The organism is Sphingobium sp. B1D7B (assembly GCF_025961965.1).
GTDB lineage: Bacteria > Pseudomonadota > Alphaproteobacteria > Sphingomonadales > Sphingomonadaceae > Sphingobium.
Window position 1 is genome coordinate 3,521,795 of sequence record NZ_JAOQOR010000001.1, and the last position, 13,396, is coordinate 3,535,190.

Annotated in this window: 10 protein-coding genes and 1 tRNA gene; 4 read left to right on the forward strand and 7 right to left on the reverse strand. The window is 64.3% G+C overall.

Translation table 11 applies throughout. The annotated features are described in order from the left end of the window. Positions 1 to 19: 19 nt before the first annotated feature. Positions 20 to 430 (reverse strand): hypothetical protein, encoded by a 411-nt coding sequence (locus tag M2336_RS16520; RefSeq protein WP_264573320.1) that lies wholly within the window; start codon positions 428 to 430, stop codon positions 20 to 22. A 106-nt stretch (positions 431 to 536) separates the two neighbouring features. Here M2336_RS16520 and M2336_RS16525 point away from each other — a divergent pair, with 106 nt between their 5' ends. The 4 genes from M2336_RS16525 to M2336_RS16540 all read left to right on the forward strand — a co-directional run bounded on the left by M2336_RS16525 (position 537) and on the right by M2336_RS16540 (position 7,099). Further along, complete coding sequence (locus tag M2336_RS16525) at positions 537 to 2,879, forward strand: ATP-dependent helicase (RefSeq protein ID WP_264573321.1); 2,343 nt, start codon at positions 537 to 539, stop codon at positions 2,877 to 2,879. A gap of 289 nt (positions 2,880 to 3,168) precedes the next feature. Next, positions 3,169 to 4,518: an MFS transporter gene (locus M2336_RS16530; RefSeq protein WP_264573322.1), complete on the forward strand. Its 1,350-nt coding sequence runs from the start codon at positions 3,169 to 3,171 to the stop codon at positions 4,516 to 4,518. 67 nt (positions 4,519 to 4,585) lie between these two features. Further along, positions 4,586 to 5,509, forward strand: coding sequence for a cysteine synthase A (gene cysK, locus M2336_RS16535; protein WP_264573323.1), 924 nt, complete (start codon positions 4,586 to 4,588; stop codon positions 5,507 to 5,509). Positions 5,510 to 5,686: 177 nt separating this feature from the next. Then, positions 5,687 to 7,099, forward strand: coding sequence for a cell wall hydrolase (locus M2336_RS16540; protein WP_264593211.1), 1,413 nt, complete (start codon positions 5,687 to 5,689; stop codon positions 7,097 to 7,099). Between the two features lie 77 nt (positions 7,100 to 7,176). On the opposite strand, the gene M2336_RS16545 is transcribed toward M2336_RS16540, so the two are convergent. The 6 genes from M2336_RS16545 to lon all read right to left on the reverse strand — a co-directional run bounded on the left by M2336_RS16545 (position 7,177) and on the right by lon (position 13,282). Further along, positions 7,177 to 8,982, reverse strand: coding sequence for an acyl-CoA dehydrogenase C-terminal domain-containing protein (locus tag M2336_RS16545; RefSeq protein ID WP_264573325.1), 1,806 nt, complete (start codon positions 8,980 to 8,982; stop codon positions 7,177 to 7,179). Positions 8,983 to 9,005: 23 nt separating this feature from the next. Then, positions 9,006 to 9,440, reverse strand: coding sequence for a MerR family transcriptional regulator (locus tag M2336_RS16550; protein WP_181560264.1), 435 nt, complete (start codon positions 9,438 to 9,440; stop codon positions 9,006 to 9,008). Positions 9,441 to 9,551: 111 nt separating this feature from the next. Next, on the reverse strand, positions 9,552 to 9,941 hold the full coding sequence (hisI, locus tag M2336_RS16555; RefSeq protein WP_264573326.1) for a phosphoribosyl-AMP cyclohydrolase: 390 nt from the start codon (positions 9,939 to 9,941) through the stop codon (positions 9,552 to 9,554). An 85-nt stretch (positions 9,942 to 10,026) separates the two neighbouring features. Further along, a tRNA-His gene (locus M2336_RS16560) sits at positions 10,027 to 10,103 on the reverse strand. Positions 10,104 to 10,359: 256 nt separating this feature from the next. Further along, the gene (locus tag M2336_RS16565) at positions 10,360 to 10,632 is read right to left on the reverse strand and encodes an HU family DNA-binding protein (RefSeq protein ID WP_181560266.1); all 273 of its coding nucleotides are present in this window, start codon (positions 10,630 to 10,632) and stop codon (positions 10,360 to 10,362) included. Between the two features lie 253 nt (positions 10,633 to 10,885). Next, positions 10,886 to 13,282, reverse strand: coding sequence for an endopeptidase La (gene lon / locus M2336_RS16570; RefSeq protein ID WP_181560267.1), 2,397 nt, complete (start codon positions 13,280 to 13,282; stop codon positions 10,886 to 10,888). Between the last annotated feature and the right edge of the window lie 114 nt (positions 13,283 to 13,396).

The window sequence follows — 13,396 nt, forward strand, 5'->3', positions numbered from 1 at the left end:
TCAGCAGAAGCTCAGTTAATTATTGCCCGCCGGGGTTCTTGCACCCGTCCTTCACGGTGCGCGAGCAGACCGGATATTCTGCCGGGGGCTGCGGAGCGGTCTGCTCCACGGGCCGCTGCGGCATCATCTCAACCTGACCACCACCGGGGGGCGGAGGCGGCGGCGTCATCGTGCCGCCGGGTGCAGGGGGCCGCGGGGGAGCCGGCGGCGGCGGCGGCGGGTTCATGCCATCGCCGGGCATGGGGTTACCAGTCGGCGGGGGCATGGTGTCCGTCCCGCCCGGCATCGGCCCGGGTGTGTCGCCCGGCATCGGCGCGGTCGCGGACGGTGGGCCGACCGGCGCGCCACCCGGAGGCGGCATGTCTTGTGCGTGGGCAGCGAAGGCCAGTGCCGAAGCGGCACCGCAGGCGAGAATGGTTGAGAAGCGCATGATCGCATCCTCCTATGAGTGATCGTTCTTGTGGGATGGAAATCCCGCAACGGGACAGCCGTTCCGTGCGAACCATCCGCCGCAGACCGCCGGGGGCGTAATCGGGATGAAGCGGTCGGAACGCACGCCAAGGCCCTTGCCCCCGCCCCACCCGTTCCCTAGTTGTTCGCCTGTGACCGATCCTTTGCCAGCCCCCTCTCCTGCCGACCCGCCTTATATCCAGGGCCTCAATGCGCCGCAGCGCGAGGCCGTGCTGACCACGGAAGGGCCAATTCTGGTTCTGGCCGGCGCGGGCACAGGCAAGACAGCGGCACTGACCGCGCGCCTCGCGCATCTGGTGGCGACCCGCCGCGCATGGCCATCAGAGATCCTGTGCGTCACCTTCACCAACAAGGCCGCCCGCGAGATGCGCGAGCGCGTGGGGCGGATGATCGGCGAGGCGGTCGAGGGCATGCCCTGGCTCGGCACCTTCCACTCCGTCTGCGCCAAGATGCTGCGCCGCCATGCCGAACTGGTCGGGCTGCAGAGCAACTTCACCATTCTCGATACCGACGACCAGTTGCGCCTGATGAAGCAGATCATCGTCGCCGAGGGGATCGATGAGAAGCGCTTCACCGCCCGCGCGCTGGCCGGACTGATCGACAAGTGGAAGAACAAGGGCCTCACCCCCGGTGAAATCGACGCGGGCGAGAGTGAGACCTTCGCCAATGGCAAGGGCGCGGCGATCTATGCGCTGTATCAGGCCCGCCTGCGCGCGCTCAACGCATGCGATTTCGGCGACCTGCTGCTGCACATGCTGACGATCTTCAAGACCGATCGCGTGGTGCTGGAGCAATATCAGCAGCGTTTCCGCTACATCATGGTGGACGAGTATCAGGACACCAACACCAGCCAGTATCTCTGGCTGCGGCTGCTCGCCCAGCAGCGCAAGAATATCTGCTGCGTCGGCGATGATGACCAGAGCATCTATAGCTGGCGCGGCGCGGAAGTGGCCAACATCCTGCGCTTCGAGCGCGATTTTCCCGGCGCCGCGATCATCCGGCTGGAGCAGAATTATCGCTCGACGCCGCACATCCTTGCCGCGGCCTCCGGCGTCATCGCGCAGAATGGCGGGCGGCTCGGCAAGACCTTGTGGACCCAGGAGGCCGATGGCGAGAAGCTGCGCGTCATCGGCGTGTGGGACGGGCCGGAAGAGGCCCGCCGCGTCGGCGAGGAGATCGAGTCGCTGGAGCGGCAGGGCGTCGGCGCCGAGAAGATCGCGATCCTCGTGCGCGCCTCCTTCCAGACTCGCGAGTTCGAGGACCGCTTTATCCAGATCGGCCTGCCCTACCGCATCGTCGGCGGCTTCCGCTTCTACGAGCGCGCCGAAATCCGCGATGCGCTCGCCTATCTGCGCCTCGTCAACCAACCGGCGGATGATCTTGCCTTCGAGCGGATCGTCAATGTCCCCAAGCGCGGCCTTGGCGACAAGGCAGTCGAGAAGGTGCACCGCCTCGCCCGCGCCATGGGGGAGCCGCTCACCAGCGCGGCGGCCCGTATTCTCGACACGGACGAGCTGACCCCGCAGGCGCGGCGCTCGCTGGGACGGTTCATCGGCGATCTCGCCCGCTGGCGCGATCTCGCCAATGCGATGAACCACGCCGATCTCGCGCGTCAGATTCTAGACGAGAGCGGTTACACCGCTGCGCTGCAGGCCGAGCGTACGACGGAGGCCAGCGGGCGACTGGAGAACCTGCAGGAACTCACCCGCGCCATGGAGGAATATGAGACGCTCGGGGCCTTCCTCGAGCATGTCAGCCTCGTCATGGACAATGAGGCGCAGGCGGATGAAGCCAAGGTCACGCTGATGACCATCCACGCCGCCAAGGGACTGGAGTTCGACACCGTGTTCCTGGCGGGCTGGGAGGATGGCCTGTTCCCCTCGCAACGCGCGCTCGATGAGGGCGGCCTTGCCAGCCTGGAGGAAGAGCGTCGGCTGGCTTATGTGGCGATCACCCGTGCCCGCCAGCGCTGCTTGATCCTGCACGCCGCCAACCGGCGGGTCTATGGCCAGTGGACCAGTTCCATCCCCTCCCGCTTCATTGGCGAGTTACCCAAGGAGACGGTGGACGAGGAAAACACCATGTCCGGCGGCGCCAGCCTGTGGCGCGCCAACTGGTCCGAACGGGATGATCCCTTCGCCAATGTCGCGCGCGGCTCAGGACGCGGACCGGGCTGGCAACGCGCTCAAAGCCAGTTCTCGCGTGAGCCGACGCGCCTCGTCGAAGCGCGGCAGAGCGCTGTGAGTCTCGGCAACAAGGGCCGCAGCGACGTCAGCCTCGGCACCCGCGTCTTCCACCAGAAGTTCGGCTATGGGACGGTGACAGGCATTGAGGGCAACAAGCTGGAGATCGATTTCGAGCAGGCCGGCGCCAAGCGGGTTCTGGACAGCTTCATCAGCCTCGCCTGAGGTGCGGCACCTCAGGCGGCGCAATTGTGTTCCTGACGCCGCAGGTGCCCCAGGAAAAATGACAAGCTGCTTTATTTCCTGATGACTCATTAACCCTGTTTTCTTAGGGCGGAGCTGCGACCCGAAGGGCGCTGGTAGCCCCAGTGCTCAAACTCGGCCCGGCGGAGCGTGGGTTCCTGCCGGGCCTTTTTCGTTCCGCCCAAGCGAAGGCGCGCGGCAATCGAAAATCTTTGCCCTGCGCGCGTTTTGGTCCGTTGCGCCGTCGCCAGCCTTGCGCCAAGGAACATGCATGGTCAGCCCATCTTCTCGCGAGCCTGACGGCACCGCCGGGCGCAAGCCACCGACCCATCCCTTTCAGATCGGCGCCTTCCGCGCCTATCTGATGGTGCGCCTGTCGACGATCCTCGCGTCCAACGGCATGGCGCTCATCATCGCATGGGAAGCCTACAACATCGCGCGCCAGACCATGTCGCCCGGGCAGTCGGCGGCGCAGCTGGGACTGATCGGCCTCATCCAGTTCGTCATGGTCTTCATGCTGACGCCCTTTGCGGGGCTCGTCGCGGACAATTATTCGCGCACCCGCATCGCCATGGGCACGCTCTCGCTGCTGCTCTTCTCGGCAGGGATTTTGGCGCTTTCCAGCTATGAAGGGTGGATTAGCCTGCCACTGATTTTCGCCCTCGCCGCGCTGATCGGCTTCGCCCGCGCTTTCCAGGGGCCGGCGCTCGGCTCTTTGGGCCCGAACATCGTCCCCAAGGACCTGCTGCCCCGCGCCATCGCATTCAGCAGCATGTTCTGGCAGGCCGGCAGCATCGTCGGGCCGGCCGTCGCCGGCTATGCCTATGCGTTCAAGCCCTATTTCGCCTACATGTTCAGCAGCGCCCTGTTCGGCGTAGCGGTCATCGGCATGATCTTCGTCGGCAAGGTCCCGCAAGCGGCCCGCCAGCGCGACCGTCATCCCATCGGCCAGATCATCGACGGCCTCACTTATGTGCGGACCAACCGGCTGGTCTTCGGTGCCATCACGCTCGATCTGTTTGCCGTGCTGCTGGCCGGCACCACAGCGCTGCTGCCGGTCTATGCGCGCGATGTGCTCCATATCGGCTCGCAGGGCCTGGGACATCTTGCCGCAGCGCCCGGCATCGGCGCGGGTCTGACGGCGCTGTTCTTCTCGTTCCGGCCGCTGCGCCACAATGTCGGGCTGAAAATGATGCTGTCCGTCGGCATCTTCGGGTTGGCGACCATTGTCTTCGGCCTCACCGCCTTCATGCCGCAGCAGACCGCGATCATCGTCGCCCTGTTCGCCATGGCGACCTGGGGCAGCGCGGACATGTTCTCTGTGTTCGTCCGCCAATCACTCATCCAGCTCCACACCCCCGACGACATGCGCGGCCGGGTGACCAGCGTATCGATGATGACGATTTCCGCCTCGAACGAGCTGGGCGATGCCGAGTCGGGCTTTCTCGCCGCGCTCATCGGGCCGATCGCTGCTGTGATTGCCGGCGGCGTGGGTGCAATCGCCATCACCTTGTGGTGGTCGCGCCTTTTCCCTGAATTGCGGAACGCCCGGACGTTCGATCCGCCCGAGGTTCATTTACGACCTTCCCACGCGGGCGCCACTCCCGCAAAAGAAGGATAGAGTCCGCCCCTTGCAAATCTCTATCGATTAAGTTTTAATTGATCGATCGCCTTATGGAGGATTGCCCATGAAAGTCTCGTCCATTCTCGAAACGATCGGCGGCACGCCGCACATCCGCTTCAACCGCCTGTTTGGCGATGCGAATGTCTGGATCAAGTCCGAGCGCTCCAACCCCGGCGGATCGATCAAGGACCGCATCGCGCTGGCCATGATCGAGGCTGCAGAAAAGGACGGCAGCCTCAAGCCCGGTGGCGTCATCGTCGAGCCCACCTCGGGCAACACCGGCATTGGTCTTGCCATGGTCGCCGCCGTGAAGGGCTACAAGCTCGTCCTCGTCATGCCCGAGAGCATGAGCCTTGAGCGCCGCCGCCTGATGCTGGCCTACGGTGCCAGCTTCGACCTGACCCCGCGTGAAAAGGGCATGAAGGGCGCCATCGAGCGCGCGCTGGAGATCGTCGCGGCTACGCCGGGTGCGTGGATGCCGCAGCAGTTCGAAAATCCGGCCAATATCGATGTTCATGTCCGCACGACGGCGCAGGAAATCTTCAACGATTTCGGCGACGAGCCGCTGGATGCACTGATCACCGGCGTCGGCACGGGCGGGCACATCACCGGCTGCGCGCAGGTGCTCAAGGCAATGTGGCCGGGCCTCAAGGTCTTTGCCGTGGAGCCGACGCTCTCCCCGGTCATCAGCGGCGGCGCGCCCGGCCCGCACCCGATTCAGGGCATCGGCGCCGGTTTCATCCCGGCCAATCTGCACACCGATCTGCTGGACGGCGTGATCCAGGTCGATCCCGCCGATGCCAAGGACTACGCCCGCCGCGCTGCCAGCGAGGAAGGCGTGCTGGTCGGCATCTCCTCCGGCGCGACGCTCGCCGCTATCGCCCAGAAGCTGCCGGACCTGCCCGCCGACGCCAAGGTGCTGGGCTTCAATTACGATACTGGCGAGCGCTATCTCTCGGTGCCGGACTTCCTGCCCGAAGCCGGCTAATCCGGGCCGACCATCCCGTGCCGGCGAGCCGTTAAGACTTGCCGGCCGGATTTTCCCGTTATGGCACGGCCGTCCCTGTGGCCGGTCGGCTGGCCGTGCCGCTCTTGCCTAACGCGGCCTAAAGGCACACATACCGCCCCTCTCCGGCCGCGCATGGCGGCTTTGGCGGAAGGACGTATGGCAACCAACGGTCTGATTGCGCGAAAATCGGCATTCCCGGCGCTCTCTTCGCGCCAGGGCCGACTTGTGCTGGCCGGCCTTCTAGGGCTGATCCTCACCGGCGCTCTGGCGCTGCTCGCCATCGGCAATCGCACCAGCGTTACCGCGCTGTCCGGCAGCGAGGCCGTGAGCACAGCCCTGCCCAAGGCACCGGATAACAGCCCCGTGCCCGTCGTCGAGCCGCTGGTGCTCGACGCCTCCCACCCCGATCAGGCGCGGCAGCTGAACGCGCAGATCCCCTTCTCGACCGCGCCCAATCCTGCCGCGCGCCCCTTCACGTTCAAGGGCGACGCGATGGCGCTGGGTCGGGCAACCGACTGTCTTGCCGCCGCGATGATCTATGAAGCCGGCGACGACGCCAAGGGCCAGCGCGCCGTGGGACAGGTCGTGCTCAACCGCCTGCGCCACCCCGCCTTCCCCAAGACGGTGTGCGGCGTGGTCTTCCAAGGGCAGGAGCGGGCCACCGGCTGCCAGTTTACCTTTACCTGCGATGGTGCCATGGCGCGTCGCCCATCCCCGTCAGCCTGGGATCGCGCCCGGGGCAATGCGGCACGGATGCTCGCAGGCGATGTCTATGCGCCTGTCGGCTACAGCACCCATTATCATACCGACTGGGTGATGCCTTATTGGAGCAAGTCGCTCGACAAGGTCGCGGCGGTCGATACGCACCTGTTCTTCCGCTGGGAGGGCTGGTGGGGCACACCGCCGGCCTTTGCGCGGAGCCTCAGCATCGCTGCCGAGCCCGCCATCGCCAAGCTTGCCGCCTTGTCGCCCGTTCACGCCGATGATGGCGCGCTGGCCGGCACCTTGCCCGGCTCGCTGATCGACGACGCCACCGCACCGGCGTTGCTTGGTGCTGCGGATATCGGCAAGCGCATCGGCCCCGGTCGGCTGGCTGCCATCGAACCCGGCGGCACAGGGTTTGTGATGACACTCGATCCGGGCGGCGACCCAGCCCGCTATGCCGACGCCGCCGCGCGCCTGTGCGCCGGGCGCGCGCAGTGTCGCTTGCTGGCCTGGACGAGCGATAAGGCGACGCCGCGCAGCTTCCCGGTCGCGGAAACCAGCCTCGCCTCCATGTCTTTCTCCTATATCCGCATGAAGGACAGCGGCATCGAGCGCACGCTCTACAATTGCGACGAGTTCCGCGACGTGCCGCGCGTCAACTGCATGGTCCGCCGCACGCCGAGCGCACCCGCGCCCAAGCTGCTGGCCGACGAACGAGGTGAAGGCTCGCGGATCAACCTGCCGGACGGCGCGCGCCCCGTTGCCGACATGCAGCGCGGCGAGCTGGTGCCGCTCAAGCCCGGCGACGCCGCGCTGTTCAAGGCGCCGCTGCGGGCTGATGCACCGGCATCTGCAAAGCCCTGAACCTCAGCCATCGACGTGAAAACGGCTCCCTCTCCGGAGAGAGGAAGCCGCTTCTTGATCCCGCAGGATAAGCCCGATCAGGCTGCCGTCAGGAACGCCTCCGGCGGCAGTTCCATCAGCACCTCGGCGCCGCCCTCGATCTTGCGACGCAGTGCGCCGGCTTCCGGCATGATGCGCTCGGCGAAGTAACGCGCCGTCACCAGCTTGGCCTTCATATAGTCGGGATTGCCCGTGCCGGCATTGAGCTGCGCCTGCGCGGCCATCGCCATACGCAGCCACATCATGCCCGTCGCGACGATGCCGGTGATGTGCATATAGGCATAAGCCGCCGCGCCGGCATTGTTCGGGTTCTGCATGGCATTCTGCATCAGCCACATCGTCGCGGCCTGCAGTTGCTGATTGGCCTTCTCCAGCGCCTCAGCAATAGCAGCCGTCTCCGGCACGGCCTTGCCGGCGGCGACATCCTCGGCGACCATCTTGAACAGCGCCTGCACCGCGCGACCGCCATTGGCGGGCAGCTTACGGCCGACCAGATCCATGGCCTGAACGCCATTGGTGCCTTCGTAGATCATGGTGATGCGCGCATCCCGCACCGCCTGCTCCACGCCCCATTCGCGGATGTAGCCATGGCCGCCGAACACCTGTTGCGCGAGGACGGCGACATCGAAGCCCTTGTCCGTGCCATAGCCCTTGATGACCGGGGTGAGCAGCGAGATGATGTCATCCGCCGCCTGACGCTCTTCCTCGGTCGGCGCATATTTGATGAGATCGACCTGCAGCGCGCCCCACAGAACCAGCGCACGCAGGCCCTCGGTGAGCGCCTTGCACTCCATCAGCATGCGGCGGACATCGGGGTGCACGAACAGCGTATCGGCGGGCTTGTCAGGCTCGGCAGCGCCGGTCAGCGCGCGGCCCTGCCGCCGGTCCATCGCATAATGGACTGCCTGCTGATAGGCCAGTTCACCTTGCGCAAGGCCCTGAAGGCCCACGCCCAGTCGCGCCTGGTTCATCATGATGAACATCGCGGCGAGGCCCTTATTCTCCTCGCCGATCATCCAGCCGGTCGCATCGTCATAGTTCATGACGCAGGTCGCGTTGCCGTGAATGCCCATCTTGTGCTCGATGGAGCCGCAGGTGACGGCGTTGTGCGCGCCCAGCGAGCCATCGTCATTGACCATCATCTTGGGGACGAGGAAGAGCGAGATGCCCTTGCTGCCTGCGGGCGCACCCGGCGTCTTGGCCAGCACGAGGTGGATGATGTTCTCGGCCATGCTGTGCTCGCCGGCCGAGATGAAGATCTTGGTGCCGGTGATCTTGTAGCTGCCATCATCCTGCGGCAACGCGCGCGTCTTGATGAGGCCGAGGTCGGTGCCGCAGTGCGGCTCGGTCAGGTTCATGGTGCCGCACCACTGGCCGGAGACCATGTTGGGCACATATTTCTGCTTGAGCGTATCGTCGCCCTTGGCGAGGATCGCGCTGACCGCGGCGCCGGTCAGGCCGTGATACATGTTGAAGCCGTGGTTCGACGCCGTGAAATATTCCTCGGCGGCGATCGCCAGCACGATAGGCAGACCCTGCCCGCCATATTCCTCCGGCGCATGCAGCGTGGTCCAGCCACCCGCGACGAACTGGTCGAAGGCCTCCTGAAAGCCCGGCGGCGTCGTCACCGTGCCATCGTCATTGCGCTTGCAGCCAATCTGGTCGCCGACGGCATTGAGCGGGCTGAGCACCTCGCTGGCAAACTTGCCGCCCTCTTCGAGAATGGCCTGAACGATATCGCTGGTCGCCGAAGCAAAGCCGGGATTGTTCGTCAGACGCTCCAGCCCGACGATCTCGTTGAGGATGAACATGGTGTCGGCGACGGGCGCCTTATAGCTGGGCATTGGCCTCTCCGTGGTAGAAAGTCTTAGTTGAGTTCGCCTGACAGGCGCTGGTTTTCTTCGACGAGCGCGACGAAATTCTTCAACTCTTCAATCGCTTCGTCGATATCCTGCCGCTGCCGCTGGAGCAATCCGATCCGCTCTTCGCATTTGGCGACGGTAAATTCGCGCTGGGTGCGCCGACCGTCGCCGGCATCGTACAGGTCGATCATGTCGCGGATTTCGGCCAGGCTGAATCCCACCCGCTTGCCGCGCAAGATCCAGGCGAGCCGCGCGCGATCGCGGTGGCTGTAGACCCGCGTCAGGCCCTGCCGGCGCGGCGAGATGAGTTCCTCATCCTCGTAAAAGCGCAGAGCGCGCGGCGTCACTTCGAATTCATCGCACAGGTCGGAGATCGAAAACTCTTCCCGCCCGTCCCGTTCCGGCTGGGGAATGCCGGCAATCATCTGGAGCTTCGTCATTGCATCCATCCTTCCATGAAGGTCAGATGCACTGTTTACGTTTACGTCAACGGAAAATCAACCCCTCCGCGCCTGTGCTCAGACGGGACTGAGCGACATATCCGTTACAGCTCAATGGGCGTGCGGCTCGCGATCGATCCACTCGAGCCCGTCATCCGTCACGCGGCGATAGAAGCAACTGACACGGCCCGTGTGGCAGGCCGGCCCTACGGGCTTGACCAGCAGCCAGATCGCGTCCTGATCGCAATCCATCCGCATGTCGACGATGTGGAGTTCGTTGCCGGACTCCTCGCCCTTGCGCCAGAGCTTGCCCCGGCTGCGGGACCAGAAATGGGCAACGCGCGTTTCGATCGTCGCGGCCAGGGCCTGCGCGTTCATATGCGCCAGCATCAGAAATTCGCCGGTATCGACATTGCTCGCCACGGCTGTGATCAACCCATCGCGGTCATAGCGAGGATTGAGCCGCAGCCCTTCCTCCCGATCATCGTCTGTTTTTGCCATGCTGTGCCTATAGGCTGCGCGCGACGGGCTGTCAGCCCCGCGCACGCAGCGCGGCGGCCAGTTATCCAAATCTCGGAGAAGAAAATGGGGCGATCGACGGGATCCGAACCCGCGACCTCTGGTACCACAAACCAGCGCTCTAACCAACTGAGCTACGATCGCCACAGCGTCCATCGACGCTATCGAGAGGCGGCCCATAATGCCCCGGGAGGACCGCCGTCAAGCATAGAGCGCGCCCCTTTCGGGATTAGCACGCTTTTCCCGGCAGACCGGGCATCCTCAGCCTTCATCCGGCTGAAAATCAAAAAGGCCAGGCAGAGCCCGGCCTTTGCCGCCATGGGACGTCGCGTTCCCTGTCGGCGATCCAATCAAGCGGTGCCCCGGCCGGAAAGCGCGGGGCAACGATCGATCGAGTTGATTAGTTGACGGCGTCCTTGAGACCCTTGCCGGCCTTGAACTTCGGCTGGCTGGAAGCCTTGATCGCCATGGTTTCGCCGGTGCGCGGGTTGCGACCGGTCGAGGCCTTGCGCTGCGAAACGGAGAACGTGCCGAAGCCAACGAGGCGAACTTCATCGCCCTTCTTGAGAGCGGCGGTGATCGCGTCGAACACTGCCTCAACAGCCTTGTTCGCATCGGCCTTGGTGAGGCCGCTCTGATCCGCGACCGAACTGATGAGATCCTGCTTGTTCATGCCTTGGGAACCCCCTTCTTGAGAAAACTTGTGGTGGGAATCATGCGACGAAGGCGCGCATAAAGGCTTGCTTCGTCGCAAGTGTCAAAGAGATTTGCGCCTCAAACCCGTTAAAAACCCTGATTTACGCTGTTTTTCACGATGATCGGTCCGGTCCGGGCGACGGACCGGCCCATTTACGACGATCCTTAACCGCCCTTAACTTCAAATCGGGCTGTTTTGGGCATCGGTGTCATGACGATCATCGCGAGACTCAGTGCCGCATCCGCTGCTCATGCTCGGCTGCCGAGCCGATCGGAGGCTGGGCGGCGAGATCATCTTCCTCGGACCAGTCGATCGGTGTCAGCGCCCCGGTGAGAGCGCGAGCAAGCACCTCGTCCACATGGCTCACCGGCACGATTTCAAGGCCTTCCTTGATGTTCGCCGGAATCTCCACCAGGTCCTTCTCATTCTCCTGCGGAATGAGCACGGTCTTGATTCCCCCGCGCAGCGCCGCGAGCAGCTTTTCCTTGAGCCCGCCAATGGGCAGCACCCGGCCGCGCAGCGTCACTTCGCCGGTCATCGCGACATCCTTGTGGACGGGGATGCCGGTCAGCGTCGAGACGATGGACGTCACCATGCCGATACCAGCGCTCGGCCCATCCTTGGGCACGGCGCCTTCGGGAAGGTGGATGTGAATATCCTTGCGGTTGAAGATGCTCGGCTTGATGCCATAAGCTGGGGCGCGCGCCTTCACATAGGAGAAGGCCGCCTGCACCGACTCGGTCATCACGTCGCCGAGCTTGCCGGTCGTCTTGATCTGGCCCTTGCCGGGGACCGTCACCGATTCGATGGTGAGCAGTTCGCCGCCCACTTCCGTCCAGGCAAGGCCCGTGACGGCACCGATCTGGTGCTCTTCCTCGGAAATGCCGTGACGGAATTTCCGCACGCCCGCATAATCGCCGAGATTCTCCGGCGTGATGGTCACGCTGGTTTCCTTGCCCTCGAGGATACGGCGGAGCGCCTTGCGCGCCAGCCGCGCGATCTCGCGCTCCAGCGTCCGCACGCCCGCTTCCCGCGTATAATAGCGAATGAGGTCGCGCAGCGCGGCCTCCTCGATGGCGAATTCGCCTTCTTTCAGCCCATGGGCCTCGATCTGCTTCTCGATCAAATGCCGCTGGGCGATCTCCAGCTTTTCATCCTCGGTGTAGCCCTCCAGCCGGATGATCTCCATGCGGTCGAGCAGCGCCTGCGGAAGATTGAGGCTGTTGGCGGTCGTGACGAACATCACGTCCGACAGATCGAGGTCGATCTCCAGATAATGGTCCTGGAACTTGCTGTTCTGCTCCGGGTCCAGCACCTCGAGCAGCGCCGATGCCGGATCGCCCCGGAAATCCTGGCCGAGCTTGTCGATCTCGTCGAGCAGCACCAGCGGGTTCATCGCCCCGGCCTTTTTGAGGTTGGACGCGATCTTGCCCGGCATGGAGCCGATATAAGTGCGGCGATGGCCGCGAATCTCGGCCTCGTCCCGTACGCCGCCCAGCGACTGGCGCACGAACTCGCGGCCTGTCGCCTTAGCGATCGAGCGGCCCAGCGAGGTCTTGCCGACACCCGGCGGACCGACGAGGCACAGGATCGGCCCTTTCAGCTTGTCAGAGCGCGCCTGCACGGCGAGATATTCGATAATCCGGTCCTTGACCTTGTCGAGCGCGAAGTGATCGGCATCCAGCACTTCCTGCGCCTTCACCAGATCCTTTTTAAGCTTGCTCTTCTTGCCCCACGGCACGCCGAGCAGCGCATCGAGATAATTGCGGACCACCGTCGCTTCGGCCGACATGGGCTGCATGGAGCGCAGCTTCTTCAGCTCGGCTTCCGCCTTGCTGCGCGCTTCCTTGCTCAGGCGTGTCTTCTTGATCTTCTCGGTCAGTTCGGAAAGCTCATCGCCCTCCTCGCCTTCGCCGCCGCCCAGCTCGCGCTGGATCGCCTTGAGCTGTTCGTTGAGATAATATTCGCGCTGGGTCTTCTCCATCTGGCGCTTCACGCGGCCACGGATTTTCTTCTCGACCTGCAACACGCCGAGTTCGCCTTCCATGAAGGCAAACACCATTTCCAGACGCTTGAGCGGATCGCCCTCGACCAGCAGCGACTGCTTGTCGGCAACCTTCACGGCAAGGTTGGCCGCGATGAAATCGGACAGGCGGCCAGCCTCGGTGATCTCGCGCAATTGCGCGGCAGCTTCCGCCGGCAACTTCTTGTTGAGCTTGGCGTAATTCTCGAACTGGTCGGTGACCGAGCGCATCATCGCCTCGACCTCAGCGCCGCCCACGACGATGTCGTCCAACGGCGCAACGGTGGCGACGATGTGATCCTCGGCATCCGTCAACGCGGTCAGGGAAGCGCGCTGCTTGCCTTCCACCAGCACGCGGACATTGCCGTCGGGCAGCTTGAGCATCTGCACGATGCTGGCAATGACGCCCATGTCATAAAGCGCTTCCCGGTCCGGATCGTCCTCGCTCGGGTCGAGCTGCGCGACGAGGAAGATGTCCTTGTCGCCCGCCATCGCCTTTTCAAGCGCCGTCACGCTCTTGTCGCGTCCCACGAACAGGGGCACGATCATCTGCGGGAAAACGACGATATCCCGCAGCGGCAAGAGAGGCAGATCAAGATCCATTGTCACTCCAATCCAGCCAGGGGGCCTTACCCCTGAGCCTGCGAACCGCCTTCGTGCAGAAGGGGCCGCTTCACAACCCGGTCGCTTTTCCCGCGCATCGCGAAAAACGATCAA